This is a genomic window from Deinococcus humi (assembly GCF_014201875.1).
In the GTDB taxonomy this organism is placed as follows: domain Bacteria; phylum Deinococcota; class Deinococci; order Deinococcales; family Deinococcaceae; genus Deinococcus; species Deinococcus humi.
Map to the genome: position 1 here is coordinate 257,614 of NZ_JACHFL010000004.1, position 26,787 is coordinate 284,400.

General features: G+C 64.0%; 21 protein-coding genes. 14 read left to right on the forward strand and 7 right to left on the reverse strand.

The window, feature by feature from the left end; translation table 11 throughout:
- Positions 1–65 precede the first annotated feature (65 nt).
- Positions 66–863, forward strand: coding sequence for a formate/nitrite transporter family protein (locus tag HNQ08_RS10180; RefSeq protein WP_184131013.1), 798 nt, complete (start codon positions 66–68; stop codon positions 861–863).
- A 24-nt stretch (positions 864–887) separates the two neighbouring features.
- The gene (locus tag HNQ08_RS10185) at positions 888–1,415 is read left to right on the forward strand and encodes an HPP family protein (RefSeq protein WP_184131017.1); all 528 of its coding nucleotides are present in this window, start codon (positions 888–890) and stop codon (positions 1,413–1,415) included.
- Positions 1,416–1,630: 215 nt separating this feature from the next.
- Here the strand turns inward: HNQ08_RS10185 and HNQ08_RS10190 are convergent, their stop codons facing one another.
- Complete coding sequence (locus tag HNQ08_RS10190) at positions 1,631–3,808, reverse strand: family 1 glycosylhydrolase (RefSeq protein ID WP_184131020.1); 2,178 nt, start codon at positions 3,806–3,808, stop codon at positions 1,631–1,633.
- 354 nt (positions 3,809–4,162) lie between these two features.
- Between HNQ08_RS10190 and HNQ08_RS10195 the strand changes: the two genes are divergently transcribed.
- The 3 genes from HNQ08_RS10195 to nagA all read left to right on the forward strand — a co-directional run bounded on the left by HNQ08_RS10195 (position 4,163) and on the right by nagA (position 8,796).
- A complete protein-coding gene (locus HNQ08_RS10195; protein WP_184131023.1) occupies positions 4,163–5,767 on the forward strand; it encodes a GAF and HD-GYP domain-containing protein in 1,605 nt (534 codons plus the stop codon).
- Positions 5,757–7,499, forward strand: a complete 1,743-nt coding sequence (locus HNQ08_RS10200; RefSeq protein ID WP_184131026.1) for a GGDEF domain-containing protein — start codon at positions 5,757–5,759, stop codon at positions 7,497–7,499. The genes HNQ08_RS10195 and HNQ08_RS10200 overlap by 11 nt, the downstream gene beginning before the upstream one ends.
- A 136-nt stretch (positions 7,500–7,635) precedes the next feature.
- The gene (gene nagA / locus HNQ08_RS10205; protein WP_184131028.1) at positions 7,636–8,796 is read left to right on the forward strand and encodes an N-acetylglucosamine-6-phosphate deacetylase; all 1,161 of its coding nucleotides are present in this window, start codon (positions 7,636–7,638) and stop codon (positions 8,794–8,796) included.
- On the opposite strand, the gene HNQ08_RS10210 is transcribed toward nagA, so the two are convergent.
- A complete protein-coding gene (locus tag HNQ08_RS10210) occupies positions 8,759–9,586 on the reverse strand; it encodes an alpha/beta fold hydrolase (protein ID WP_184131031.1) in 828 nt (275 codons plus the stop codon). The two genes, nagA and HNQ08_RS10210, sit on opposite strands and share 38 nt — an antisense overlap.
- Positions 9,586–11,382, reverse strand: a complete 1,797-nt coding sequence (locus HNQ08_RS10215) for an acyl-CoA dehydrogenase (protein ID WP_184131034.1) — start codon at positions 11,380–11,382, stop codon at positions 9,586–9,588. Before HNQ08_RS10215 ends, HNQ08_RS10210 begins: the two co-directional genes overlap by 1 nt.
- A gap of 123 nt (positions 11,383–11,505) precedes the next feature.
- On the opposite strand from HNQ08_RS10215, the gene HNQ08_RS10220 reads away from it, so the two are divergent.
- Both HNQ08_RS10220 and HNQ08_RS10225 read left to right on the forward strand, forming a co-directional pair.
- Positions 11,506–12,480 (forward strand): NADPH:quinone oxidoreductase family protein, encoded by a 975-nt coding sequence (locus tag HNQ08_RS10220; RefSeq protein WP_184131037.1) that lies wholly within the window; start codon positions 11,506–11,508, stop codon positions 12,478–12,480.
- Positions 12,477–12,929 (forward strand): MerR family transcriptional regulator, encoded by a 453-nt coding sequence (locus tag HNQ08_RS10225; protein WP_184131039.1) that lies wholly within the window; start codon positions 12,477–12,479, stop codon positions 12,927–12,929. Before HNQ08_RS10220 ends, HNQ08_RS10225 begins: the two co-directional genes overlap by 4 nt.
- A 163-nt stretch (positions 12,930–13,092) precedes the next feature.
- On the opposite strand, the gene HNQ08_RS10230 is transcribed toward HNQ08_RS10225, so the two are convergent.
- On the reverse strand, positions 13,093–14,547 hold the full coding sequence (locus HNQ08_RS10230) for a replication initiator protein A (RefSeq protein WP_229789825.1): 1,455 nt from the start codon (positions 14,545–14,547) through the stop codon (positions 13,093–13,095).
- Between the two features lie 1,018 nt (positions 14,548–15,565).
- On the opposite strand from HNQ08_RS10230, the gene HNQ08_RS10235 reads away from it, so the two are divergent.
- From HNQ08_RS10235 to HNQ08_RS10245, 3 genes are read left to right on the forward strand one after another with little or no spacing between them, the layout of a single operon-like run.
- Positions 15,566–16,615 (forward strand): branched-chain amino acid ABC transporter permease, encoded by a 1,050-nt coding sequence (locus HNQ08_RS10235; protein ID WP_184131042.1) that lies wholly within the window; start codon positions 15,566–15,568, stop codon positions 16,613–16,615.
- Positions 16,612–18,417 carry a branched-chain amino acid ABC transporter ATP-binding protein/permease gene (locus tag HNQ08_RS10240; RefSeq protein ID WP_184131045.1) on the forward strand — a complete coding sequence of 602 codons (1,806 nt, stop codon included), beginning with the start codon at positions 16,612–16,614 and terminating at the stop codon, positions 18,415–18,417. Before HNQ08_RS10235 ends, HNQ08_RS10240 begins: the two co-directional genes overlap by 4 nt.
- Positions 18,414–19,142, forward strand: a complete 729-nt coding sequence (locus HNQ08_RS10245) for an ABC transporter ATP-binding protein (RefSeq protein WP_184131048.1) — start codon at positions 18,414–18,416, stop codon at positions 19,140–19,142. Before HNQ08_RS10240 ends, HNQ08_RS10245 begins: the two co-directional genes overlap by 4 nt.
- Positions 19,143–19,148: 6 nt before the next feature.
- Here HNQ08_RS10245 and HNQ08_RS10250 read toward each other — a convergent pair whose 3' ends face one another.
- Positions 19,149–20,387, reverse strand: coding sequence for an MFS transporter (locus HNQ08_RS10250; RefSeq protein ID WP_229789822.1), 1,239 nt, complete (start codon positions 20,385–20,387; stop codon positions 19,149–19,151).
- 299 nt (positions 20,388–20,686) lie between these two features.
- Between HNQ08_RS10250 and HNQ08_RS10255 the strand changes: the two genes are divergently transcribed.
- The 4 genes from HNQ08_RS10255 to HNQ08_RS10270 all read left to right on the forward strand — a co-directional run bounded on the left by HNQ08_RS10255 (position 20,687) and on the right by HNQ08_RS10270 (position 25,057).
- Complete coding sequence (locus HNQ08_RS10255) at positions 20,687–21,862, forward strand: type III polyketide synthase (RefSeq protein ID WP_184131052.1); 1,176 nt, start codon at positions 20,687–20,689, stop codon at positions 21,860–21,862.
- Positions 21,859–22,569 (forward strand): class I SAM-dependent methyltransferase, encoded by a 711-nt coding sequence (locus HNQ08_RS10260; RefSeq protein WP_229789820.1) that lies wholly within the window; start codon positions 21,859–21,861, stop codon positions 22,567–22,569. Before HNQ08_RS10255 ends, HNQ08_RS10260 begins: the two co-directional genes overlap by 4 nt.
- Positions 22,562–23,710 (forward strand): FAD-dependent oxidoreductase, encoded by a 1,149-nt coding sequence (locus HNQ08_RS10265; RefSeq protein WP_229789813.1) that lies wholly within the window; start codon positions 22,562–22,564, stop codon positions 23,708–23,710. The genes HNQ08_RS10260 and HNQ08_RS10265 overlap by 8 nt, the downstream gene beginning before the upstream one ends.
- Before the next feature lie 66 nt (positions 23,711–23,776).
- On the forward strand, positions 23,777–25,057 hold the full coding sequence (locus HNQ08_RS10270) for a glycosyltransferase (protein WP_229789811.1): 1,281 nt from the start codon (positions 23,777–23,779) through the stop codon (positions 25,055–25,057).
- On the opposite strand, the gene HNQ08_RS10275 is transcribed toward HNQ08_RS10270, so the two are convergent.
- Both HNQ08_RS10275 and HNQ08_RS10280 read right to left on the reverse strand, forming a co-directional pair.
- Positions 25,047–25,592 carry a glycosyl-4,4'-diaponeurosporenoate acyltransferase CrtO family protein gene (locus HNQ08_RS10275; protein WP_184131058.1) on the reverse strand — a complete coding sequence of 182 codons (546 nt, stop codon included), beginning with the start codon at positions 25,590–25,592 and terminating at the stop codon, positions 25,047–25,049. The two genes, HNQ08_RS10270 and HNQ08_RS10275, sit on opposite strands and share 11 nt — an antisense overlap.
- Positions 25,593–25,595: 3 nt before the next feature.
- Entirely contained in the window at positions 25,596–26,771 is a 1,176-nt protein-coding gene (locus HNQ08_RS10280; RefSeq protein ID WP_184131061.1) for an ABC transporter permease, read from the reverse strand.
- Positions 26,772–26,787 lie beyond the last annotated feature (16 nt).

Consider the following 26,787-nt stretch of genomic DNA (forward strand, 5'->3'; position numbering starts at 1 on the left):
AGGAACAGCAGAAGGAGTCCCACCGGGAGAAGGCGCCCCCACCCGATCAAGACCCCGGAACTGACTTGGAACAGGAGGAGCTGGCTGAGGCCGAGGAACGCGCCGCCATCTCGCCCACGGTGGTCCACGAAACAATCAGGAAGGAGGGCGAGGAGGAGCTGCGGCGCCCCGTCTCCGCGCTGGGGTGGTCCGGCCTGGCGGCTGGCCTCTCGATGGGGTTTTCTCTCGTCGCGGAGGGTTTGTTGCGCGACCAATTGCCCGATGTGTCGTGGCGCCCACTGATTTCCAAGTTCGGGTATAGCGTCGGCTTCCTGATCGTGGTTCTGGGACGGCAGCAACTGTTTACGGAAAACACGCTCACCGCCATCCTTCCCCTGCTCCAGAACTGGAGTCTGGGCAAGCTCGGGCAGGTGGCCCGGTTGTGGCTCACCGTGCTCATCACTAACCTGCTCGGGGCCTTCCTGTTCGCCTGGGTGGTGGGAAACACCGACGTCTTCAATCCGGGTACGCGCGCCACCTTCACAGAAATTGGCCGGGCGGCGGCCGATCACCCCTTCTGGACCCTGCTGATCCGCGGCGTGTTCGCAGGCTGGCTGATCGCGCTGATGGTGTGGCTCTTACCAGCAGCGGAGACGGCGAAGGTCAGCATCATCGTGATCATCACGTTTCTGGTGGGTCTCGGAGAATTCAGCCACATCATTGCGGGCTCCGTGGAGGTGCTGTACCTCGTCTCGACCGGGGCGCTCTCGTTCAGCAAGTACCTGCTGGGCTACATGGTCCCAACCCTGATCGGCAACATTCTGGGCGGCGTCATGCTGGTGGCAGCCCTCAATCACGCGCAGGTTGTGGCCGGCAAGAAGTAGAACCGGAGCAGTGGGAGGAGAGCCGTGTCTAAAAATGCTGAGCAGAAGCCATCCATTCCCGACGCCGTGTGGGCCCCCGTTTCGGCAGGTGTCCTGTTGCTTGTCATCGGTCTGCTCGGCTTGGCAACCCACCAGCCGCTGCTTTTCCCGAGCCTGGGTCCGACCGCGTTCCTGCAAACCGAGACACCGGACCAGACTAGTGCACAGCCCTACCACGTTGTCATCGGGCACGTCGTGGCGTTGCTGGCCGGCTTCCTCGCGGTGTGGGTGTTCGGGGCGGCGGACGCACCCAGTGTTCTCGCCACACATGACCTCACGGCGCCGCGTGTCTGGGCTTCTGTCCTGGCGGTCGCTCTGACCCTGCTGGGTGGCCTGCTGCTGCGTGCCTCACACCCCCCGGCAGCGGCGACCACCCTGCTGGCCTCACTGGGAGGATTTCCACCCACCATCAAAAGTGCAACTACGGTCATGGGCGGAGTACTGCTGATTGCGCTTCTCGGAGAGGGCCTGCGCCGTCTCCGGTTAATGCAGCAGGCCACAGGTTCACCCTAAGCTTTGGGTCCCCAGTTGCCACGGTTAAGGAGTTACCTCAGAGATCGTCAGCGACTGGGTCTGCGTAGATAAGCTATAGGAGGGCGATCCATAGCCCCAGAGCGACTAATTCTCAATCTCCTAAAATCTATCCGTCGGATAGGACTTGGCTGCATTCACCAATGGTGGCGGCTTTCTGGCAACCGTCAGAAGAAAAGCCGCACCACACCTTATGCTCAGGACAGCTCGGGGGTAGGCATGTTCTGGCGCGTCACCTCGCTCCAGTGGCGCAGGGCTTCCCCAAACTCCGGCATGATCCATGCTCGTTCACTGCCCAGGACGCTGTACCGTGCCCGCGCCACGCTCAGACCGACTTCAGCAGCTGGAACCGCATCAATCAGTGTGGCATTCAGCCCATTCAGCGCTGCCACCTGTGCGGCCCACCCGGCCCGGGTGACGGCCCCCACATTCGCCAGGTGCCACACCCCCGCGTCACCATCGACCAGGAGGTCAAGGGTGACGCGGGTAAGATCTGGAAGGTAAGTGGGTGAAATGGTCTGGTCATTCGCAACACGGATCCGCCGCCCCGCCCGTAATTTTCGGCGCACCTGCTGGGCGAAGTTGTGTTCGTCCCATGGCCCGAACAGGGGGCCTGTGCGTACCACCAATGCATCAGGATGGGCCGCCATGATGGCTTCCTCGGCGGCCAATTGCCTGTGTCCGTAAACACTGGAGGGCCGGAGAGAATCACTTTCCAGATAGGGCCGCTCCCGTTGTCCACCTAACACCAGATCGGAGGAAACAGCCACCAATGGGATCTGGCGTGCCGCGCACTCTTGCGCCAACAGCTGGGGCTCCAATGCGTTCCCAGGGGCCTGCCAGACCTCAAACTCCTCGTCGTTCACCTGGAAGTCGACTGCCGTGTTGATCACCGCCCATGGACGCCAGCGTTCTAAAATCGCCTGAATATCAGCGAGATCAGACATGTTGTGGTCATATGACACGTAGGGCAGCCCACGTTCCTCACACGCACACCGGAAAGCCTGTCCCAGCGCGCCTGTAGCGCCGATGATCAGCATGGGGGGACCAGCGGCTGCGCCCATTTCCACCTCACCCTCGGGCAGGTAAAGCAGTCGTCCCTTGCGCCGCCACCAGCCAGGACCTGCGAGGACAGGATGCGACGGTAACTGACCCCGTGCCAGTTCACGGGCGAGCTGGACTAGAGCGGTGGGCCGGGGCTCCGGTGCGCGCACATCCCACAGACCGCTTTCGTAATGGCCCTCGCGGCGCGTGAGCAGACTGTTCCACTCATAAGCTCCGAAAGCGGCCCAGGCAGTCACGGCACAGACGTTCACCCCCTCGCCGCGTACCTCTTGCGCACCGTTCCAGCTTTCCAGGAGCCAGCGCAACTGCTCCTCCCGGGTGCAGTCCAGATGCGTCTCCGTGATCGCCAGCGGAAGACTGTAGCGGGTACCGGCCTCCCGCAGCCGGGTTGCGGTTGTCCCTAACGGCGCACCTCGCACCCTGACCGCTTCTACATCGGCATAGCTCGCTGAATGGTTGCCGCCCCGGCAGTCGTTCGGATAACGCTCTAGCCGCTCGTCCAGAAACCGCTCACTGGTCACGTAGGTGTTCAGGCCTAGCACGTCTGGCGGACACGGATGCTCGATGAACCAGTCCAGTTCCCTTTCGGTCGCTCCACACCACCTCAGATACGCCCACAGCGCATGATTGCGGTCGACCTGCCCCAGCAGGAGGTCGAAACTCAGCCAGCGGCGTTCATTCTCGAAATCGGCCTGGGCCTGCAGCGCGGGCGTGCTGAAGGTGCGGCCCAGGTCCTCGGTCTGAATCAGCCGGGCCTCTGGATTGACCTGTCGGATTTCCCGGATAGCCAGTACCGTGGCCTGCAACTGATGCATCAGCGCTTTCCAAAAACTGCCCTCGTCACGGGCATGGGGATACCAGTAACCATACAACGCGGCGAACCGGGCCGTGGTCAGTGGCTCGTTGACCGGCGTATAGGCGCTGACTTGCGGGTAACGCTCCGCTACGGCGCGTGCGTAGTCCGCCAGACCCCGTGCAAACTGCGGGTCGAGCAGATGGGTGCTTGGGGGGCCACTGCCGTGATGAACCAGTCCCAGGATCGGTGCCAGCCCGCGTTCACTCAGGCGCGCCAGGCGCGTGTCCCCCCAGCTCCAATCGGCACAAGCCAGTCCATCAGGGGCGGTTCTTTCCCACAGCAGCGGGAAGCGCACCGCCTGCGCCCCCAGAGTGGCGAGGCGGTCGATATCATCCAGCCGGTCATGGAAGCCGCTCAAGCTGATCTGGTCGAGAATATCGTCACCCACCCGGCTGACCGTGGGTTCGACACCTACCCACAGGGCCAGCTCACTTGAAGGTGCCAGGAAAGACATAGCTGATTGTCATGTCTGCTTTCAAGCAGCGGGAATGACAGACCCGTGGTTTCCATTTATAGAAATCGAGGCTGGCCATTGTGGAGAGTGAACATGTGGTTATTTTCCAGTCTCCCGGACCACCACTCTTCCAGGCAACCTCAACCACTGGGGGCTACAGTATTGCGGCTCTCCGTTAAATTGACGCTGCTATCCAGCCCACCCGAGGGATCGTAAAAAACGCCCGATCCCTTGACGACACTGGGAACGATAAGAATCCCTGTAAGGTTTCGGACAGGAGGGAGACTGTAGAGTTGGATAGCCTTAGTTACATGCTGTCCCGTATGGCGTGGCTAGGCCATGGATTCCTTGAAAATGACTTTTGAGATCCAGCTCCCTGCTCAGGTGGGCCAGAAACCAGAACTGGACCTGCAGACTGTGGTGCTGCTGGCCCAGTCGGCGAACGACGCGTTCGAACGTTGCGTGACCCTGGCGTTGCAAAAAACTCGGGCGACCACCGTGATGATCTCGCTGCACTGCGTCGACTCCGACGAGCTGAAAGTGGTGGCCGCCGCAGGCCAGCGCTCCTCCGAAGCGGTTGGGCGTCGCCTTCCCAGGGGCCAGGGCCTGAGCTGGCATGTCATCTCGACCGCAGCACCGTACCTGGTGGAAGAAACCCTGAACACCCGCGACGCCCACTTCGTGGGCGGACGACCCCGCTCGGGGATGTATCTGGGCGTGCCACTCCTGGCCCCTGATGGCCAGGTGCTCGGCGTCCTGTCTGCCGACACGACCGACAGCGACGAGATTCTGGGCGCCCCCGATGCGCAACTGCTGCTGGTACTAGGTCAGGCCGCTGGCGTCGCGTACGACCGCTGGAAAGCGCTGGAAGACGCGCAGCGCAGTGCCAGCCAGTATCAGCAGCTCGCGCACCTGTCAGCTCAGCTTGAAACCCTGACGCATCCAGATGACATTGCCCGCGAGGCGCTGGGCATGCTGCTGACCCTGAGCGAATTTAGTATCGGGGCGATGATGACCGTTGACGAGCACGGTCAGGTCCACCTGAGCATGATTCAGGGCACCGAGGACACGACTAAGGTCGCCGCCGCCCTTATGAACGTTCATGAGCCGCGCGGCCTGATCACCGAGATCCTCGCTGCAAACCGCAGCGTCGCAGTGGCTGACTACCGCGCCCATCCGGATTCATCGCCGGAACTGCTGCGCGTACGTTCCATCTTGGCCGCGCCGCTGCGGAGTGGCCAGCGCATTACCGGGCTCATCGGCGTATTGAAGATGGACACGCCACAACCCATTCCGGCAGAACTCGCTGCACTGCTCGACATGGTGGCGGCGCGGGTGGACCGGGCGCAGGAAAGGATCGCCACCTTCGAGCAGATGCGTCAGATGCGCGAGGCCGCGCTGCGCGCCGTAGGTCGGGTGCTTGAGGGCAGGGACGGAGAGACGTTCGGACACACTGACCGTGTCACGGCCCTGTCCCTGCGTCTCGGACAGGCACTGGGACTGGGTGAGGAGGCTTTGCAGCACCTGCGCTGGGGGGCATATCTGCACGACATTGGCAAGGTGACCCTGCGCGACGACATTCTGCGAAAGCCGGGGCCGCTGACCGCGCCTGAACGTGCCTTAATGCAACAGCACGTGGTCGCCGGCGATCATATTTTGCGCGACGAGATTTTCGTGCCGCGTGAGGTCCGGGCTGTTGTGCGCTCGCACCACGAACGCTGGGACGGCGCCGGCTACCCGGACGGCCTGTCTGGCGACACTATTCCCCTGCTGGCCCGGATTTTTAGTGTGGTTGACGTCTATGACGCACTGATCAGCACACGCCCCTACAAGCCTGCCTGGACCCACGCGCGGGCCATGGAGGAGTTGCGCCGGGGCGCCGGCAGTCAGTTCGACCCGCATGCGCTCGCCCACTTCGAAGCGCTGTTCGGTCAGGCCGGGGAAGACCATGACGGATAACGATGCGGCGGATCAGCGTCTGGTGGGGGGGCAGCCTGGCCCAGAGACCGCTGGTTCAGATTCGACCGGTTCGGAGCCGATGGATCAGGGTTTGACAGCCTCCGCCTCGATTGATCCGGCTCTCTCCAGCGTGGAGCGCCGCGCAAATACAACTGCCCTCCGGAATGAGCTGCACGCCCTTCTACTCCGGGCCACCGATCCCGACAGCACCGCCGCCGCGAAATCCCTGGCATACCGCGACGCCGCCTACCTTGCGCTGGATCTCAGAGACCTCAAGGCGGGCATGGAGCTTGCCCTGAACTGCCTGCACTGGGCGCGGACCAGCGGGGAAGGACCACTTCAGGTCAAGGCCCATGTGACGCTGGCGCTCGCCATGACAGAGTCCTACGACGACGCGGGCGCGCAGCGTGAGTTCCTGGCGGCGCTTATCCTGGCCGAGGAGATCGGCGATGCCCGGGGCGTGGCGCTGGTGGCCGTCAACGCCTCGCACTTCGAGTTGGAACGGCGCAACCACCGACAGGCCGCCCAGCACCTGATGGAATTGCTGAATTCCACCTCTGTGCAGGCGCTGCAGGAACCCGACGCCCGCCAGCTTTGGGAAACCTTCCATATCAATTTCGTGGTCGCTGTCTCGGAGACCCTGCTGGCAAACACGGAGCCCACCTTCCACGACGAGGCCACTCTGCGGGCGGCGAAAGATCAACTGGTCATCTCGTCAACCATCCTTGCCGCGGTGCTTAAGGAACGACAGAGCCTTACCTTGCTGGAGAAGGCAGCCATGCTCGACGCGTTGACCCGTCACGCCCTGTGGACCGGCGAACTGTTGGCAGCCCAGTCGCTGGCCGACGATCACGTTCGCCTCACGGGACACGCCGATTTTCCGTTGCTGTACGGCCGCGCTCTGCTCGACCGCAGCCGTGTGTTTGCTCAGAGCGGGGATCTGGAAAGCGCGGTTCGGGACGCCGGTCAGGCCGTCGGCTTTTTCCATGAAGCCGCTTCGGAGCTGTGGGAGACCCGTTCGCGAGAACAGCTGGCCGCCATCTATGCCCGCGCGGGGCGTTACCGTGAAGCCTTCGAGACCCAGCAGGAGGTGACCCGCGATATGGAGAACCTGTACCGGGGTTACCACCAGCAACGCGCCCTGGTCCGGCAGATCGCGCAGCAGGCACGTGAGGCTGAGGTGCGCGCCGAGGCGCTGGCCGAGGCGGCGCTGCGCGACCCGCTGACCGGCGCGCCCAACCGCACGCGGGCCATGCAAGTGCTGGCCGAACTGCACGTCCAGGCCCGGCAGGGCCGTCCGAGCGCCGTGGCCTTGCTCGACCTCGACTTGTTCAAACGAGTGAACGACACGTTCGGCCACCTGGTCGGGGATGCGGTGCTGACTGGAGTGACCCGCCTGCTGGGCGCCGAATTGCGTGAGCAGGATCTCCTGGCCCGGCTGGGCGGTGAGGAATTTATCGTGATCCTCTCAGACGTGACGGCGCAGGAGGCGGAAGTGGTGTGCCTCCGGCTGCGCGACGCGCTTCAGAACGCTTCCTGGGAGGCGCTGGCGCCCGGCCTGGTTACCACAGGCAGTTTCGGCGTGGCCGTGTTGGACGGCGTGCAAGACATCACGGGCGTGCTCACGACCGCTGATCGGGCACTCTACGCCGCGAAGGCTGCAGGCCGAAATACTGTGAGGGTGGCTACCAGACAGGCGGAGAGCGCCCGCGATCCGCAGCCCTGCCCATAAGGAAATCGCTGATGCAGCTGCTCTACTGACCTGCAGTTCGTTTGCGGCGATGAATCGGCAGGGCTTTCTGTCCTGAATTGGGAGACAGACAAGAGCAAGCCAGTTCCGGTGAGATGAGCGACACTGGAGTCAACAGATGACTTCTACCCCGCATCAGACCTTAAACGGACAAGTGTTGTTGCCCACCGGCAAATTCGTCTCGGCGCGTCTGGAGTTCGGCGACCAGATCACGGCCATCACTTCCGATCCTGGGACGCCCTCTCAGCGTCTGATCCTGCCTGGCTTCATCGACGCACATGTTCACGGCGGAGGCGGCGCAGACGCGATGGATGGCCCGGAGGCGGTCCGCAGGCTGGCCCGTTTCCACGCCGCGCACGGCACCACCACGCTGCTGCCCACCACCATTACCAATCCCTGGGAAAACGTGCTGGCCGCCCTGCGAGGCATTCGGCAGGTCATGGCCGAGGGAGGCGTGCCAGGAGGGGCGGATGTCGTCGGGGCGCATCTGGAGGGCCCGTTCATCAGTCCAGGGCGCCTGGGCGCGCAGCCGCCGAACACATTGGAGCCGCTGTCGCCGCTGATCGCAGAGGTGCTGGCGCTGGACGTGGTGCGGGCCGTAACCATCGCACCTGAATTGCCAGGGGCGCTGGACGCTTCGCTGGCGCTGGCACAAGCAGGCGCCCGTATTGGCGTGGGCCATACCCGGGCGGACGCCGATACCGTGACCGCTTTCCTGAACGCCCTGAACGCGGTGGGGGCCACCACTTGCGCCACCCACCTGTACAACGCGATGGGCGGAATCGAGGGCCGTGTTCCCGGCCCTCCTGCCGCGCTGCTGGCCGACGCCCATGCTTACTTGGAAGTCATTCTGGACAACATTCACGTTCACCCCACCAGTTTCCGCTTGGCCTGCGCCGCTGCAGCGGGGCGGGTCACCCTGATCACCGACGCCATGCGTGCCGCCGGCCTGGGCGACGGCGAGAGCGAACTGGGCGGTCAACGCGTGATCGTCCAGAATGGACGCGCCAATCTGGAAAGCGGGTCGCTGGCCGGAAGCCTGCTGACGATGGACGTTGCCCTGAAGAACGCCGTTAGCGCAGGTATCCCGCTGGAGGAGGCCAGCCGCATGCTGAGTGAAACGCCCGCCCGCTCGCTGGGCCTGAATGACCGGGGAGCGCTAAAGCCAGACCTACGCGCCGACCTGGTGGTGCTTGACGGCGATCTGAACGTGCTGGAGGTCTTCGTGGGGGGAAAAAGGATCAGTGCCCGGCCAGAAACTCCAGGACATCCTGGTTAAATTCCTCCACTCGCTCCACAATCGGAATATGGCCGGTAGCGGGGTAAGTGATGAACTCGGCACCGGGAATGTGGGCGGCCAAATGTTGCCCGTTCTCGTAGCGCACTAATGGATCGGCGTCACCGTGGACCACCAGCGTCGGGACGAGCAGTTTATCCAGCTCGGCGGTCACGTCATGCGTGCGCGTGGAACGAAACTGGCGGGCGTAGCGTTCGGGGGTCAGCGGGCGGTAACTCGCGTTGGCGGCAACCGTGTCGGCGGCCTGCGGGTTGGCCTCCAGAAAACCAGGGGTCATGATCAGGCCGTAGGTACGGCGGGCGCGTTCGCCGGGGGACAGCGTGAAATCGGGACGCAAGGCGTCCAGCCCCGCCCCGTCCGGCCTGACATGGCTTGCCCCACCCGCCGAGGTGCTGACTAGGGTGAGGCTGGACACCAGTTCTGGCCAGCGCACGGCCAGATTCAGCGCGATAAATCCGCCCATGCTGATGCCCACGATGTGTGCGGGCGCAGCGTTCATGGCCCGCAGGAAGGCGGCGGCGTCATCCGCCTGATCGGCGGTGGAGTAGTCGGTGTCTGCGGGGTCGCTGTCACCCGTATCGCGGTGATCAATGGCCAATGCGCGGTATTTCTCCCCAAAGACCGGAAGCTGTCCGCGCCAGCCCAGGCGGTTGCTGCCCAGCCCGGTCAGAAAGAGGACGTTGCCCTGCGGGTGTTCGGGACGAATCTCGTCATAGGCCAGGGTGCGCGTGCCGATGTTGCACAGGCGGGGTTCGGAAAGCGGCCCGGTCATCAGAACCATTCCGCCTGCATCTGTGAGGTGGTGGAATCGGCACTGGCAAGCAGGTCAGCGTGGGCACGGACCTTGGGCAGTTCGTGCGTGGCAAAGAAGCGGGCAGCGTGCAGTTTGCCGCGATAGAAGTTGGCGTCGTCTCCCCTTGCCTCCGGCAGCGCGTGAGCGGCAGCCGTCGCCTGCCGCAACCACATCCAGCCCACGACGGTATGACCCAGCATCTCCAGTGCGCTGTTGGCATTCGCCAGGAAGAGATCCGGCCCCAGTTCGATGGCCCGTCCCAGAAGAGCTTTCAGGGCATTCTGATTCTGCTCCAGGGCTGTCTTCAGGGCAGTTCGAATCTCGTCCAGACCCTCCAGACCTTCGGAGGCCTGTAGATCGGCTTCGATCCGCGCCATCAGGAGCTCCAGGCCGCGTCCGCCCGCCTGCGTCAGCTTGCGACCCAGCAGATCGTTGCCCTGAATGCCCTCGGTGCCCTCGTGGATGGGGTTCAGGCGATTGTCGCGGTAGTACATCTCTACCGGGTAATCGCGGGTGTATCCAGCCCCACCCATCACCTGAATCGCGTCGCTCAGCGCTTCTTGGCTGTACTTGCTCGGCCAGGATTTAACGATGGGTGTCAGCAGGTCAAGCAGCAGGGATGTGTCGGCGCGGCCTTCCTCCGGCCCTGTTTGCAGATCATCGACCAGGCTGGAGGCATACAGGCCCAGCGCCAGCCCACCCTCTACAAAGGCCTTTTGCCGCAGCAGCAGCCGCTTCACGTCCGCGTGACCGATGATCGCAATGGCCGGGCTAAGGGGATCCTTGTTGCTGGCGGCGCGGCCCTGGGCGCGTTCACGGGCATACTCCAGGCTCGCCAGATACCCCGCGTAGCCCAGCATCACCGCGCCCATACCGACGCCAATTCGCGCCTCGTTCATCATGTGGAACATCTGCCGCAGCCCGTGGCCGGGTTCGCCCACCAGTTCACCAATCGTCTCACCGCCCTCACCGAAATTGAGCAACGTGTTGGTGGTGCCACGGTAACCCATCTTGTGGTTCAGACCCGCCAGCACGACATGATTGCTCTCGCCGGGCGTGCCATCCTCGTTGACTTTGAATCTCGGCACCAGAAAGAGGCTGATTCCCTTGACCCCCGCCGGCCCACCCTTGATGCGAGCCAGGACAAGGTGAACGATGTTCTCGCTCAGCTCGTGTTCACCACCTGAAATCCACATCTTGCTGCCGCTGATGCTGTAGGTGCCGTCCTCCCTGGGGGTGGCGGTGGTGGTGATATCAGCCAGTCCGGACCCGGCATGCGGTTCGGAAAGGGCCATCGTGCCAAACCAGCGGCCTTCCACCAGTGGCAGCATGTACTTTTTCTGCTGCTGAGGTGAGGCAAAGACCCGTTGCAGATTGGCGTTGCCGATGGTCAGGAAGGGGTAGCCGCTGCTGCCCACGTTCGCTGCCTGAAAGTGCGCCTGAACTGCCTGCGTCATCACCCACGGCAGTTGCAGGCCGCCCAGTTCCTCATCATGGTGAGCGCTGAAGAATCCAGCCTCCCGGAAGGCGCGCATGGCCTCCCCCACCGCAGGCAGCAGTTTCACCTTGCCGTCGACCACATGCGGCTCGTTCAGGTCCGCCTCACGGGCGTGATTGGCAAAATACCTGTCCGCCACGTTGTACGCGAGACTCAACACGTCCTCGTACACTTCGCGGCTGTGATCGGCAAAACGGGGACGCCCCGGCAGGGCGGCGGTGTCCAGCACCTCAAACAGTTGAAAACGCAGGTCTCGTTTGCTCAGGAAGGGGGCCATAGGGGTACTCCTTGGTATGGGAATGGAACGGGGCGGGTGTCCGCGCACGTCTATTTTGAACGTTGGCGTTAATATAGGGCATAGCGCACCACCGTCTCAGTCCCGTTTCCAGGAGGTTCCATCATGCGCGCCCTGATCTGCCAAACATTCGACCAGCCCGAAACACTGACCGTCCAGACCCAGCCCGATCCCACGCCCGGCCCCAACGAAATCGTCCTAGAAGTCAGGGCGGCAGGCGTGAACTACCCGGATGCCCTGATGGTCATGGGCCAGTACCAGATCAAGCCTCCTCTACCGTTCGTCCCTGGGGCCGAGGCGGCGGGGGTTGTCAGCGCCATTGGCGAAGGGGTCAAACACCTGAGCGTCGGTCAACGCGTAGTGGCGTTCACCGGGCTGGGCGCGTTCGCCACGCATCTGAAAGCCGACGCGGCAACCGTGATGCCTTTACCGGACGGGATGGAGTTCGAGGTGGCTGCAACGCTGCCTCTGGCCTACGGCACCACCATGCACGCGCTGGTGGACCGCGCGCAGCTCAAGGCTGGCGAAACCCTGCTGGTGCTGGGCGCAGCGGGCGGCGTGGGGCTAGCAGCCGTGATGATCGGCAAGGCGTTGGGTGCGCGGGTGATCGCGGCCGCCGGCAGCGACGAAAAGTTGCAACTGGCCCGTAATCACGGCGCGGATGAGGGTCTCAATTACGCCACCGAGGATTTGCGCGAACGCCTCAAAACCCTGACCGGCGGCAAGGGGCCAGATGTCATCTTTGACCCTGTAGGCGATCAGTACGCCGAACCGGCCTTTCGCAGCATCGGCTGGGGCGGGCGCTATCTGGTAATCGGTTTCGCGGGCGGCGAGATTCCCAAATTGCCCCTGAATCTGCCCCTACTCAAGGGTGCCTCGCTGGTGGGCGTGTTCTGGGGCGAATTCGCCAGACGTGATCCAGCGGCCAACGCGCGCAACCTGGCGCGGCTCGCGGGCTGGGTCCTGGAAAACACCGTCAAACCGCTGGTGAGTGGGCGCTATTCACTGGACGACGGTCCACAGGCCATGCGCGCCCTGCTGGAACGGCGCGTGACGGGCAAGGTGGTCATCATCCCTTGAGCACGCCCGATACCTCTGGGACCACCCTTTACACCACTGCCGAGCTGGCACGCGAGGCCGGAGTCACGCGCCGGACGGTAATGCACTATGCCGAGCTTGAACTGCTGACCCCGGATCTGACCACCGCATCGGGCCGGTTGCTGTATGGGCCATATTCACTGCGGCTGCTGCGCGATCTGATCGATCTGCGCGCTCTAGGTATGCCGCTTGATGAGGCCCGCGACATGGTCATCTTGCGGCGCGCCACCCACGATCTTGCGGGCAACCGCCGCCGCGACTGGAAGCGTGAAGATGTGCCGCTGAGCGATGAACGTTTGCAGGCCCTTCAGACCCGCTTACGCTCCATCAATGCTTCTTACGCACGACAGGCAGAGAACCTTGCTCGCCTGGATCGCTGGCTGACCAAGCGCTTTATCAGGAATGACGAGGAATCACCTATCAAGGACTGAACTTATCCACGCCACTGTCCTCAATCACCCTATGAGACAAGAAAAATCCACAGCACAGGTGCGCTGAATGCTCGCACTCGTCACATGACGACCAGGAATCCTGACGACCCGATCATTGCCCCAATCGCCTGAGTTGTCCGGTACTCTGCAAACCTTCCAATGCTCAGTTCGCCCCACTGTCCATCACCTGAAGATGGCCCAGATGCTCAAGAAGTTCGGCGGTAAAGGCGTCGAGCCGTCCCTCCACTTTGGCCCGCGAGGCCAGCCGGGTGACCTCCTGAGGATCCGGCTGTCCGATGATCATGCCCATGCGCAACAGGGCGTACTCGCTGACGCTCAGGCGTTCGCGTAACAGAAATTGCAAGGTCTTGAGGGCCGAATCCACCTGCGTCTCCAGCGGCTGCGGCTCGTCGGTCGCCTCCACCAGCGTGGGCATGTTGGAGGCCGGAAGACGCCCCTTCCTCTTCGCGGCCTTTTCGCTGGGCGCCTCCTTTTCAGGGTATTTGCCCTCCTGATCGCGGATGACGTCTACAAGCACCGCCGACCGGTTACGGGCCTTAAAACCACTGTCCAGCAGACGAACGAACTTGGCCAGACGTGCCTGAACATGTTCGTCACCGTACTCCTCGATAAGACGGCGGGCCACCGGACCCGACACCCGGTACTCGGCCAGTTCCATGATCAGGGGGCTGTCGGGCAGGGTGGACTCCTCGCGGTCTGCCAGATCGGCGAAGCGGTAGGTGAGCTGTTGTTTCTGACCCCGCCCCTCATATTCCACTGCGCTCAGGTACAGCCGCTCTATAAGCTCCTCATGTGCACCCTGCAGTGTCGAGCGAATCTTGTTGCTGCGGCGGTCCACAATCTTGCACGCCTCCGCCCAGTCAATCAGGTTAACCGTGAACGATGCCAGCGGCTCGCGCGGGTCTTCGGGGGGATAGCGCCGTGCGTCCAGCAGGCGGTACAGCGCGCGGGTCAGCGGACGGTCCAGGCTGGTCAGGAACTCCAAGTCCAGCGGTTTGGTGTACTGGGCGCGAATCGATTTGGTGATCGGGGTTGCCAGCCGGATCTTGAGGGTACTGCTGCGGTTCAGTCCCAGATCCTCGTCACCGCTGGTAAATTCCAGCGCTTCCAGATAATTGAAGGTCACTGTGGTCCAGTTGCCCCGCCGGTGATCACGCCACGCCTCTGAAGCGGTGTACGTGGACGTCCGCAGGCGAAACAATGTCTGACGAAGGTTCTGATAGTACCGACCGGAATCGTGCAGGCCAGCCCGTTTCAGAATCTGATAGGCGGTGGTGTGCAAGGTGCCGTCTTCCGGACAGCCGCCCTCTACGTACAGATCAATCAGCGCCGTCGAGATGTCGCCATCGAGACCATGCGGTACACCACCATATTTGGGAATGGCGTCGCAACTCAGCCGCGCCGGACGGCCTTCCACGTGAAAGTCGATGGTCCAGGACGTAAAGCTGTCTGGAACGCGCTCCTGGATGCTGATCAGCCCCAGCCGACCCACGTTGGCCTCGTCAATGCGCGAGATTTCTTTCGGAGTGGCTGGTCTGGTTTTTTGGGAACTTTTGGTGCGCGTCAACGCCATGTCCTCCCAGTGCGGTTTATGCATAATACGCGTCCAAGAGGTTTAAAAACTACTACCGGACAACTCAGGCGATTGGTCGGTTGGACTATCGGACAACTCAGGCGATTGGGGGACGGGGAACCGTAAAAAAGTTCTTCTCAGACAATCTTTTTCAGGTTGGCTCACCGGTTCCGTGCAATTACCGGACAACTCAGGCGATTGCAGGTCTGGAGTACCGGACAACTCAGGCGATTTCGTCTTACAACTACCGGACAACTCAGGCGATTAGATCCTCAGCACCACCGGACAACTCAGGCGATTGCAGGTCTGGAGTACCGGACAACTCAGGCGATTGCAGGTCTGGAGTACCGGACAACTCAGGCGATTTCGTCTTACAACTACCGGACAACCCAGGCGATTAACTCAAAATGTACCGGACAACTCAGGCGATTTCGTCTTACAACTACCGGACAACTCAGGCGAAAAAGCTGGAAATCGTCGTAGTTGTCGCCCCTCCCCCGCCCCCTCTGATGATGATCATCATATCTTTTAGAGAATCTTTTAAAGATCAAATACAACATCATCAGGGACCCCTTATTACCCCTACTGGGCACTAGGGGACAGATTTGCAAAAACGGGCTGCAGTTGTAGCGTTATGACGAGACTTGTCCTCTGTCTTAACGAGAGTGTTCCTGTAAGCTCGCCGAAGGGCCGTAGAGGGCCCTCCGAACTAAAGTGGGCCTCTCTATACGTCCCTCCTGCTCATAGGCCCTCTACGGCCCTCCTGATGCCCCGTTCGTCCGTCCGCGATTATGCATAGCTCTGTATCAGGAAAATACAGTTCCAACAATTTTCTTCTCCATTGGGTGATTCGACCATAAGAAGTCGCCTCAGATGTCCGTGTTGAGGCACGAACATCAGGCACCAACCCAAATGACGGGCATAAAATCGAGCCTCGCACTTGATCGCGTCTCTTGTTGACCGCTCAGAAACTCCGTATGGTGGCTGGCAATGACAACCAAACGAGTTTTAGGCAGGTTGGCGCAGGCTGATCTGGAGCCAAGTGCAGATTTTTGACCCCACCATCTTCCCGATTCTGGCAGCCGACGGGCTGACCAACGGGGCGGTCTACGCTTTGCTGGCCCTGGCGCTGGTCCTGATTTTCGCAGTCACCCGCGTGATCTTTATCCCCCAGGGTGAATTTGTGGTCTTCGGGACCTTGACCCTGGCCTCTTTGCAACTGGGCCGCACCCCGGGGACACTATGGCTGGTTCTGGCGCTGCTTGGCATTGCCGCAATGATGGAAGCCTTTTCTTCGGCGCGCGCTGGGCAGACACGCCGGGGACTGTTGACCGTAGGCGGTGCCGCACTCCTGGGTGTAGGCATGTGGGCACTGATAGGCTGGCTGGCCCCCTTGAAAGCTCCTCTCTGGGTCCAGGTCATCCTGACCTTGGGTCTCGTTGCTCCGCTGGGCCCACTGCTTTACCGCGTCGTCTACCAGCCCCTGCAGAATGCCACCGTCCTGGTCCTGCTGATCGCCTCCGTTGCCCTGCATCTTCTGCTGACCGGTCTGGCACTGGTGTTCTTCGGACCAGAAGGCTCGAGGACTCCGGCCTTTTTCGAGGGCAACCTGACGCTGGGGCAGGTGACGCTGAGCTGGCAGAGCCTGCTGGTGATCGTGGCCTCGGCAGCGCTGATGCTTGGCCTGTATCTGTTCTTCGAGCGAACCATGCCTGGAAAGGCGCTGCGGGCCACCGCCGTTAACCGCCTGGGCGCGCGGCTGGTGGGCATCAGTCCGTCCTCGGCAGGCATGCTGACCTTCACGCTGGCCGCCCTTATCGGGGCGCTGGGCGGCGTGTTGATCGGGCCCAGCGTGGCCGTGACCTACGACAGCGGTTTTTTGATCGGCCTCAAGGGATTCGTGGGCGCAATCATTGGCGGCCTGGTCAGCTACCCGCTGGCGGCAGCCGGGGCGATTCTGGTGGGCCTGATCGAGAGCTTCGCCAGCTTCAGCCTCTCGGCCTGGAAAGAGGTGATCGTGTTCACGCTGATTCTGCCGGTGCTGCTATGGCGCTCCCTGACCACCCGTCACATTCCGGAGGACGAGGAATGACCACTGCCAGAACCGCCCCGAAATTCTCGCGTCGTCTGGGCCTGAGCTTGGCTGCCGGCCTGGTCGCGCTGTCTCTGCCACTGCTGCTGCCCCTTTTTCAGGTCACGCTGCTGACCAACATCCTGATCTTCTCCATTGTGGTGACCGGGCTGGTGTTGCTGACCGGTATCCTGGGATTGACCAGTTTCGGGCAGGCAGCCTTCATGGGCGTCGGGGCATACACTACAGCCATCCTGACCGCGCAAATGGGCTGGAACCCATGGCTGTCGCTTCCCGTCTCGCTGCTGGTTACGGGGCTGATCGCGTGGATTCTCGGGGTGCTGACGTTGCGGATGCAGGGCCATTACCTGCCACTGGCGACGATTGCGTGGGGCATCAGTCTGTTCTATGTGTTCGGCAACACGCCGGCGCTGGGGGGCTTCACCGGCCTGACTGATATTCCACCGGTCTCCGTGTTCGGGCTGGAACTTACCTCGCCGCGCTCCTTCGCTTACCTGACGTTGATCTGCCTGGGGCTCGTGGCGCTGAGCGCGCAGTTTCTGCTGTCGAGCCGCACGGGTCGGGCGATGCGAGCGTTGCGCGGCGGCTCACTGGTGGCCGAGGCCTTCGGGGTGTCCGCCTTTGGTCTGCGGGTGCAGGTCTTCGTGCTCTCGGCCCTGATGGCGGCGCTGGCGGGCTGGCTTTACGCGCACAGCCAGCGCTTCGTGAATCCCACCCCGTTCGGCCTGCAGGCGGGGATCGAGTATCTGTTCATGGCGGTGGTGGGCGGCTCGCAGCACGTCTGGGGCGGCGTGCTGGGCGCGGGGCTGATCACCCAGATCAGGGAGGTTCTGCGCGACGTGCTGCCGGGGCTGCTGGGCCAGCAGGGCAATTTCGAGGTCATCGTCTTCGGGGCGCTGGTGATTCTGGTCTTGCAGTTCGCGCGCCGGGGCTTGTGGCCATTGATCGAACTGGTGCTACCGCAGGAGGGCATCCGCATCCTGCCGGAACGCAAGAAGTTCGCCGCACGCCCTAAGCCTACGCCCGGCACGCCGCTGCTGAGCGTTCAGCACGCAGTCAAGCAGTTCGGTGGATTGCGGGCCGTGGGCGACGTATCATTCGAACTAAGTGCTGGGGAAATCCTAGGGCTGATCGGTCCCAACGGCGCGGGCAAGAGCACCATGTTCAATCTGATCACCGGCGTCAATCCGGCCACCTCCGGGCAGATCACGTTCATGGGGCAGGACATCAGCCGTCGCAGCGCGGGTCACATTCACCGTCTGGGCCTGAGCCGCACATTTCAGCACGTTCACCTGCTGCCGGACCTGACCCTGTTGGAAAACACCATGATGGGCGGCTACGCACGTGGCCACGCGGGGATGGTTCGCAGCCTGCTGCACCTGGAACGTGCGGAGGAAGCGTCGCTGCAGCACGAGGCGCTGCGTCAGTTGGAGCGCGTCGGGCTGGCGGATCAGGCCTACGTTCTGGCGGGCAATCTGGCGCTTGGGCAGCAGCGGGTGCTGGAAATTGCCCGCGCGCTGGTGGCCGATCCCACCCTGCTGCTGCTGGATGAGCCCGCCGCCGGTCTGCGCTACGGCGAGAAGGCCGAACTGGTGACGTTGCTGCGCCGTTTGCGCGACGAGGGGGTGACCATCCTGCTCGTCGAACACGACATGGACCTGGTGATGGGGCTGGTGGACCGTCTGGTCGTCATGAATTACGGTGAGAAGCTGGCCGAGGGAACGCCGCAGGCGGTACGCGACAACGCCGATGTGCGTGAGGCCTACCTGGGCGTGGACATGGAAGAGGAGGGGGCGGCGTGACCACGGCACCGACATCGTCCTCTCCCCTACTCGCTGTGCGTGACTTGCATACGCGCTATGGCCGCGTGGAAGCGCTGAGCGGCGTCTCGCTGGACGTTCCTGCAGGACAGATCGTCAGCGTGATCGGGGCCAACGGTGCAGGCAAGACCACCCTGATGAACTCGGTTATGGGTATCTTGCCCAGCAGCGGCGACCTGCTCTATGAAGGAGAGTCGTTGCGCGGCGTGACGCTGGAAGCCCGGGTAGCGCGCGGCATCAGTCTGGTGCCGGAGCGGCGGGACCTGTTCGCCTCCATGAGTGTGGCCGACAACCTGACACTGGGCGCGTACAGCCGCCGTCAGCAGAAGTGGCGCGGTGATCTGGACCAGGTCTACGAGCGCTTTCCCCGCCTGCTGGAGCGGCGCAGGCAACTGGCCGGCACGCTGTCCGGCGGCGAACAGCAGATGCTGGCGATTGGCCGCGCCCTGATGGGCAAGCCGCGTCTGCTGCTGCTCGACGAACCCTCGCTGGGCCTCGCGCCGCTGATCGTGCGAGACATCCTGCGCATCGTCAAACAGTTGCAGGCCGAAGGCGTGACCGTGCTGCTCGTGGAGCAGAACGCACGGGCCAGTCTGGCGATCAGCAACAGCGGCTACGTGCTGGAGACGGGGGAGGTCAAACTGAGTGGCCCGGCCCGCGAACTGGCGCAGAATCCGGAACTGACGGCCAGCTACCTGGGAGGCTAGGCAGGTTCAGACGCCCAGGGATTGCGCCCGCCCGTCCCGCCGGGCCAGCCACATCGCCAGCAGCAGCAGCACGGCGCTGAGCGCGGCGATCAGCACGAACAGTCCGCGCGGCGAGGCGGTGAAGATGGCCCCGGCCAGGCCCGCTGCCGGGATGGCGCACAGCAGGGTCAGTGTCTGCACCGCCGAGTACAGATCGGCGGTGCCTTCCTGTGGCAGGCGGGCGAACAGGGCGGCGTCACGGTAGGTCAGTGTCAGAAAGGTGACGCCGCCCAGCAGGCCCACGACCGCCAGCATGGCCGCCGTGTTTCCCGCCGGAACCAGGAGCAGCGCCGCCGCGCCGATCAGGCCCAGGGCACGGACCACCACCAGCGTGCGGCCCAGCGGCAGTCTTGAAAGGCGGGGAAGAGCCAGCCCGTACAGCAACAGGGTCACGAAGGCGGCCACAAACGGGACAAAGGAAAGCGTCTGGGCACTGAAACGCAGCGTCTGCCCCAGGAACAGGATCTGAAACAGGCTGAGTTGCTCGATAAAGACGGTCAGCAGGTAGAAGGCGGTGACGCCCATCAGGCCGGGGTGGCCGCGCATGCCAGCCACCATGCCCAGCGCGTGGCGAACGCTCTCCCCCAGGCCCAGCTCACGGTGCTGGGCCATGGCGGCCACGCCGCTGCGGGTTTCGCTGGTGATCGCATTGCGCCACAAGAACATGACGGTCATGCCGATGCCGCCCAGAATGTAGAAGCCGCGCATGGTGGCCGTCACGCCGTGCTGCGCGATCACCAGGCCCACCAGCGGCGTCAGGAGCCCGCACATCGTCACAATCAGATTGATGATGCCGAACACGCGTGCCCGTTGCCATTCCTCGACGTCCTCGATGAGCAGCAGGCTCCATGAGACGGACACGATTCGGCCACTGGCCGCCAGAACAGCGGCCACGGCGAAAGCGGCGAAGGACTGCGCGAAGGCCCAGACGAACATTGGGATGGTCCATGAGATCAGGTCTCCGATCAGGGTGGTGCGCTTGCGGCCCACGCGGTTGGTGATCGGGGCGGCCACCGCCTGAAACAGAAAGGACAGCGCCAGCGTCATGGAGCCGAGCAGGCCGATCTGGGTGCTGGACAGCCCCACGCTGCTCATGTACAGCGGGGCGTAATACACCACCACAACGCCGAAGATGCCCCACAGCGGCTCCATCAGAATGGAGTTGCGGGCATTCCGGGGCAGCCCGGCCAGTGCCTGGAGCTGCAAGCCTCTAGCCAAGGCGGGGGGCCAGCGCAGGGATGGGGGACGAAATTGAGAAGGTCATCGTGCCAACTTTAGCGCGGTGGGAGGTCATCACTTCCTGCAAAAGGGAACATGCAGGGGTGTGTCCGTCTTCAACCATTCACACCACGCTTCATGGAGGACCGCCCCTGTAAACAGGCCTGGAGTCGTCGATTGAACCCCGATAGCAGTCACACGGTGGAGGCCCCTGCCCTACCCTCATCATTGCTCAATCCTTGTGCAATTCACGCACTTGAGGTCAGTTTCAGCCACTAACCTGCAGCATGTCCGTCTACATTCATAACATCGCCCTGGCGCTGCCCGAGACTGCCTACCCGCAGTCGGTGATTCGCGACGTCATCAAGGCGCAGCCGGAACTGGACCGTCTCGCCAAGCGACTGACGGGGGCGGCCTTCAATGCCTCCGGAATCGACCAGCGCTACAGCGTGGTGCGTGAATTTGCCGACAGGGACGGCGAGGCTGGCCTGTTCTTCGACCCATCTGGCGAGCGAATGCTGACGCCCACCACCGGGGAGCGAAATATCGTCTATGCCCGAGAGGCCACCAAACTGTATGTGGAGGCCGCCCGCAAGGTGCTGGACAACAGTGCTTTCGAAGCTGCCGATGTGACCCACGTCATTACGGTGTCGTGCACCGGGTTCTTTGCGCCTGGGCCGGATTACGCGATTGTCCGGGCGCTGGGGCTGAGTGGCGACGTAGGCCGCTACCACGTGGGTTTCATGGGCTGTTACGCGGCCTTTCCCGCGCTGAAGATGGCGAAGGCATTCTGTCAGGCCGATCCGAAGGCTGCAGTGCTGGTGGTCAGCGCCGAGCTGTGCACCCTCCATATGCACGCCTCACCGGACCCCGACACCATCATCGCCGCCTCTGTGTTCGGGGACGGCTGCGCGGCGGCGCTGGTCAGCGCCCGCCCTCCGGCGGCTGGAAGGCGGGCCCTGCGCATGGATCACTTCGAGACCACCTTGACCCCCCCCGGTGTGGGCGAGGCGGAGATGGCCTGGACCATTGGCGATCAAGGTTACGAGATGGTCCTGAGCAGTTACGTTCCTTCCATCATCGAGTCGCATATCGAGGGCGCGCTGTCGCCGTTGCTGGACCACGAACCCGCGCTCGCCGAGGCCCGACACGTCGGGGTCGAACATTGGGCCATCCATCCTGGTGGGCGGAGCATTCTGGACAAGGTGCAGGGCAGCTTGAAGCTCAGTGACGAGCAGATGGTTCCGTCGCGCGAGGTGCTGCGCCAGTATGGCAACATGAGTAGTGCCACCATTCTATTTATTCTGAAAGACCTGCTGGCCACAGTGCCCGATGGGGAGCGGGTCTGCGCGATGGCCTTCGGGCCGGGCCTGACAGTGGAAATGGGTCTGCTGAGCGGTGCGGTGGGCACGGGAGACAGAGCAACGGCGGACCGGCAGGGTGAACTGGCCGGAGTGCAGTGATCCTCCCGGTTCCCTTGACCGTGCGCGAGATTCACCTGGCCGAACGCATGGACGATCCCCACTGTGATCTGACCGAACTGAACCGTACTTACGCCCAGTTCGGTGCCGTCAATGGGCTGGTGGCTGGGTGGCGACAGGTCTACCGACAGGTTCTCCGCCCCCGGCTTTCGGCCTCGCGCCCAAACACGCTGCTGGATATCGGTTGCGGCGGTGGCGACGTCCCGCGCGCGCTGGCCCGCTGGGCGGCCCGGGACGGCTTCACCCTGCGGATCACGGCCATCGACGCCGACGCGCGGGCGGTTGCCTTTGCGCAGGACCAGCCGCCCGTATCGGGGCTGCACTTCCGGCAGGCCATGAGCGGTGATCTGATGCGGGAGGGGCAGCGCTTTGATCTGGTGACCTCCAACCACCTCTTGCACCACCTGACGGCCTCGGAGCTGAGCGCCCTCCTGCAAGATTGCGAAGGGCTGTGTTCGGATCTGGTGGTCCACAGCGACATTCAACGCAGTCCGCTGGCTTACCTGGGTTTCCGTGCTGGAGTGGCACCGCTGTTCCGTGGATCGTTCATTGGTCCGGACGGGCTGCTTTCCATTCGCCGCAGCTTCACCGCCGCCGAGCTTAGAGAGCTGGCCCCGCCGGACTGGACGGTTCGCACCGTGATCCCATTTCGCAATCTGCTGATGTATGAGGCTTCGGCGCGTGCCTGAGCCGGTCTGGGATGTGCTGATTGTTGGAGGTGGCCCGGTGGGCCTGTTCCTGGGGTGCCTGCTGGCACAGCGCGGCCTGAGCTTCCGCGTCCTGGAACGGCGGGCACAGCCGGGTCAGCATTCTCGGGCCATCGGTATTCATCCGCCCGCACTGGAAGCATTCCGGGAGGTGGGCCTGACTGAACCGCTGCTGGCTGCAGGGCTGCGCATCACGCGCGGCATGGTCACTGGTGAGCACGGACCGCTGGGTGAGCTGGGCTTCGGCACAGCCTCGGCACAGTTCCCGTTTATTCTCTCGCTGCCACAGCGCGATACGGAGGCCGTGCTGAGGCGTCGGCTGGCCGAACTCGCCCCTGGGTCCTTTTGCCCCGGCCTCACAGTTATGAAGCTTCGCGAAGGGGCCGACGGCGTCCACGTCACCGCCGACGATCAGGGCCGACCTCTGAAATTGCGCGCCCGCCTCATCGTGGGTGCGGACGGCTGGCGCAGCGGCGTTCGGGAGGCGCTGGGGCTGCCCTTTCCCGGTCGTCTCTACCCGGACAAGTACCTGATGGGCGATTTTCCCGATACCACGCCGCTGGGTCAGACCGCTCTGGTGGCGCTGACCGGGGAGGGAGTGGTGGAATCCTTTCCGCTGCCAGGCCGGGGACGGCGCTGGGTGGTCCACACCGGGAGTCAGCTGTTGGAGAACGCCTCCGCCCGCGAATTGACGGCCATGATCGAGAGGCGCACCGGGCTGCACGTCCCCGCTCCTGAATGCCGTATGCTCAGCGCCTTCGAGGTCCGCCGCCACCGTGCGCCGCAGATGGTGGGTGGGCGGGCCGTGCTGATCGGGGACGCTGCACACGTGGTCAGCCCGATCGGCGGGCAAGGCATGAACCTGGGCTGGCTGGACGCCGCCGCGCTGGCCCCCCTGCTGGAAACGTCGCTCGCAGGCCGCCGGGTGGACTGGCCACACTTCGAGCGCCGCCGCCTCCATTCGGCCCGTATAGCTGGCCGTCAGGCCGAACTGAACATGGCGGCGGGCCGTCCGGTGGGCGCCCGGACCCAACGCTGGCGCGAACGGCTGATCGAGCGGGTGCTGCTCTCTCCCGCCGCCGAGCCTCTGCTCGCCAAAGCGTTCACGATGCGCTGGTTGTAGCGTATTGGGGATGATTACGTTGAATCCAGATCTGGCGTTCCTGCTCTTTAAACGGAGTCCTGTCTGTTGCGCATTCTGATCGCCTCGCAGCCGATCACCGGGCACGTTCTGCCGCTGCTGCCCATTGCGAGGGAACTGGTCCGGCGCGGGCACGCTCTGAGCTGGTACACCGGAAGCGGGTATGCGGCGCAGGTGGAGGCTGTGGGGGCCGAATTCCTGCCATTCGTCCATGCCCGCGATTTCGACGACGCCGATTTGGGCGCCACCTTCCCGGAGCGCAATCGCCATCGCGGCCTGCGTCAGTTGCAACATGATGTCCAGCAGATCTTTGTGGGCGGAATCGAGGGCAACATGCACGATCTGCGCGAGATCCACCGAGCCTGGCCTGCGGACGCCGTGCTGGCCGATCAGACGCTGGTGGCCGCCCTGCTGCACGCGGAGTCGGGAGGCCCGCCCTGCGCGTTGCTGGGCGTGCTGCCGCTGGGAATCCAGAGCCGCGATACTGCGCCGTTCGGCCTGGGCCTGCCGCCGTCCGCCACAGTGGCTGGAAGGGTCAGAAACCGCGCGCTGCACTGGTTGACCCAGCAGGTGGTCTTCGGAGCAGCGTCGCGCGATCTGTCTGCGGCCTGCCGGCGCATGGGCGTTCGCGAGCGGCCCTTCGCGCTGCCCCCCTCACCGCACCTGATGCTTCAGCCTACCGTTCCTGCTTTCGAGTACCCGCAAAGCGATCTACCCCGTTCCCTGCATTTTATCGGGCCGATCACGCCGCCGTCCCCCCTGCAGGTGAACCTGCCGGCATGGTGGCCGGACCTGCTGGAGTCGCCCCGTCCTGTGGTGCTGGTCACGCAGGGCACCCTTGCCACCAACCGGAACGAGTTGATCGTGCCAGCGGTGCGGGCGCTGGAAAACGAAGACGTACTGGTGATCGTGGCGGGCGCGGCAGGGTTAGACCCTCTGCCGATCAATGCGCGGGCGGCGGCCTTTATTCCCTTCGCGGCGCTGCTCCCGCACGTCTCGGTTTACGTGACCAACGGGGGGTACGGCGGCGTGCAGTCAGCGCTGGCGCATGGCGTCCCGGTGGTGGTGGCGGGCAGCACAGAAGACAAGTCTGAGGTGGGGGGCCGCGTGGCCCATGCGGGGGTGGGCCTGAACCTGCGCACGGCCCGCCCCGCGCCGGAGCGCCTGCGCCGGGCCGTGCTGGAGCTGCTCGGTGACAGTCCCCAGCGGCGACGCGCCCAGGCGATGGGAGCCGAGATGAGACGGCACGACGCGCCGAGTGAGGCTGCAACGCTGGTGGCGGAGCTGGCGCGGACTGGGCGGGCGATAGAGCGGAAGCTCAGCCCCTGATGCCCAGGCGCTGGAGCCGCCAGCGCAGGCTGCGTTGCAACATCACCGGGTAGAGGTGGGTAGGAATGGCGGTCAGCATAAGCCAACCGGCCGTATCGGCAGCGTGCAAAGACAGCGCGCCCAGCGCAATTCCGGCGCAGACCAGGGCCAGCAGCAGATGGCTGTATTCCGCCTCACGCGTGGCGTGATCCAGCCGAGCCAGTGAGGCGCGGGTGCCGCTGAAGCCGCGCGCGTCCCGGCGTAATCTTTCCCAGCCCACCCGTCTTAACAGCGTCCCAAAGGCGGGCGCTCCCAGCCGCTGGTAAAGGCAGACTTCCCAGCCGTTCACGGTAAAGAACGCGCCGCGTAATGGAGGGCGGGTCACGGCCAGAAGCGCCAGCGCCCACCACATCAGCAGCACCTGTACTCCCAACGCGAAGAGGAGATTGTGGGACCCGATGACGTGGCCCAGACCCCAGGCGGCCAGCGCCACCAGCACAGCCGCGAGACCGAGCTGCACCCAGATTCGCACCCAGTCTGGCCGGACGAGCGCCACCCCCTAGTGCCTGCCCAGCGCGTCTACAACCGTCAGCTGCCCGGCGGCGCGGGCGGGCCACAGCCCGGCCAGGACGCCTACTGCCAGGGCCACTCCCAGGCCCACCACGATCAGGCGCGGGGTCAGTAAAGCCCCGTCAAAGCCCGCCAGATCCTGGGTATAGATGTTGATGCCCCACACGCCCAGTTCCGCCAGCGCCAGTCCCACCACACCGCCCAGTCCGGACAGCAGCACAGTTTCGCTCAGCACCAGCCAGCGCACGAAAGCGGGCCGCGCCCCGATGGCCCGCAGGGTGCCGAACTCGCGGGTGCGTTCGTAAACGCCCATCAGTACGGTGTTGACTACCGCCAGTCCGCCCACGAGGAGCGCGATGGCCGACAGACACACGCTCAGGAGATCGGCGCTGCTGAGCAGTTTGCCAAGATTGCCGGCCACATCGGCGCGGGTGCTGATTTCCAGGCCCAGTCCACCAACCTGAGGCTCCCTTGCCAGGGTGGCGGCCACCCGGTCGGCGTTGGCAGGGTTCTTCAGCCGCAGCGCCACAAGTGAGAGGCGATTGTCTGCCCCGAAGGCGTGTTGCACGGCTTCCAGGGGCAGGAAGGTGAAGGTGTCGGTCAGGGCGCTCGCCGGTTGCAGGATGCCAATCACCCGCGCCTTACCCCGGCGTGTCAGCTCCAGGGTGTCGCCCAGGCCCAGCCCCAGGTTCTGGGCGGCCCTGGCCCCAAGGACGGCCACGTCCTTTCCGGTATCGCCTGGCCCCAGCAGCCGTCCGCGTGCCACCTTGACGCCTGTGAACATCGCGCCGATGCCGCTTGCGGCAGGCAGGCCGTAGAAGACCGCGCTCTGGGCCGGGTCCAGCGACTGACGAATCGTGGCGGCCACCGGGATCACGTCCTCGATGCCCAGCCGGGGCGACAGCCGCCGCAACTCGTCCACCACCGCCGGGTTCAGGTCCATGTGTGGCAGCAGGGTCTCTCCTGCCCGCGTGCTCGCCACCTGAAGGTCCGGCCCCACCGTTCCCAGTTCGCTCTGAAAGACTCCGCGCAGGCCCTCGCCCAGCGACAGAAACAGGAGCATGCTGCCCAGCGCCACCGCCAGCCCCAGCGCCGTCAGCACGGTCCGGACCGGACGGCGCAGCAGCCCCAGTGCGGAGAATCGCAGCAGATCGGGAAGGCGCACGCCCCAAGGGTAGCGC

Bases quoted from the DNA above. Each gene is read 5' to 3' on its own strand.
- HNQ08_RS10220 (WP_184131037.1), top strand. From the start codon at position 11,506: ATGCGCGCCCTGATCTGCCAAACATTCGACCAGCCCGAAACACTGACC.
- HNQ08_RS10210 (WP_184131031.1), bottom strand. From the start codon at position 9,586: ATGACCGGGCCGCTTTCCGAACCCCGCCTGTGCAACATCGGCACGCGC.
- HNQ08_RS10190 (WP_184131020.1), bottom strand. From the start codon at position 3,808: ATGTCTTTCCTGGCACCTTCAAGTGAGCTGGCCCTGTGGGTAGGTGTC.
- HNQ08_RS10215 (WP_184131034.1), bottom strand. From the start codon at position 11,382: ATGGCCCCCTTCCTGAGCAAACGAGACCTGCGTTTTCAACTGTTTGAG.
- HNQ08_RS10255 (WP_184131052.1), top strand. From the start codon at position 20,687: ATGTCCGTCTACATTCATAACATCGCCCTGGCGCTGCCCGAGACTGCC.
- HNQ08_RS10200 (WP_184131026.1), top strand. From the start codon at position 5,757: ATGACGGATAACGATGCGGCGGATCAGCGTCTGGTGGGGGGGCAGCCT.
- nagA (WP_184131028.1), top strand. From the start codon at position 7,636: ATGACTTCTACCCCGCATCAGACCTTAAACGGACAAGTGTTGTTGCCC.
- HNQ08_RS10195 (WP_184131023.1), top strand. From the start codon at position 4,163: ATGACTTTTGAGATCCAGCTCCCTGCTCAGGTGGGCCAGAAACCAGAA.
- HNQ08_RS10230 (WP_229789825.1), bottom strand. From the start codon at position 14,547: ATGCATAAACCGCACTGGGAGGACATGGCGTTGACGCGCACCAAAAGT.
- HNQ08_RS10240 (WP_184131045.1), top strand. From the start codon at position 16,612: ATGACCACTGCCAGAACCGCCCCGAAATTCTCGCGTCGTCTGGGCCTG.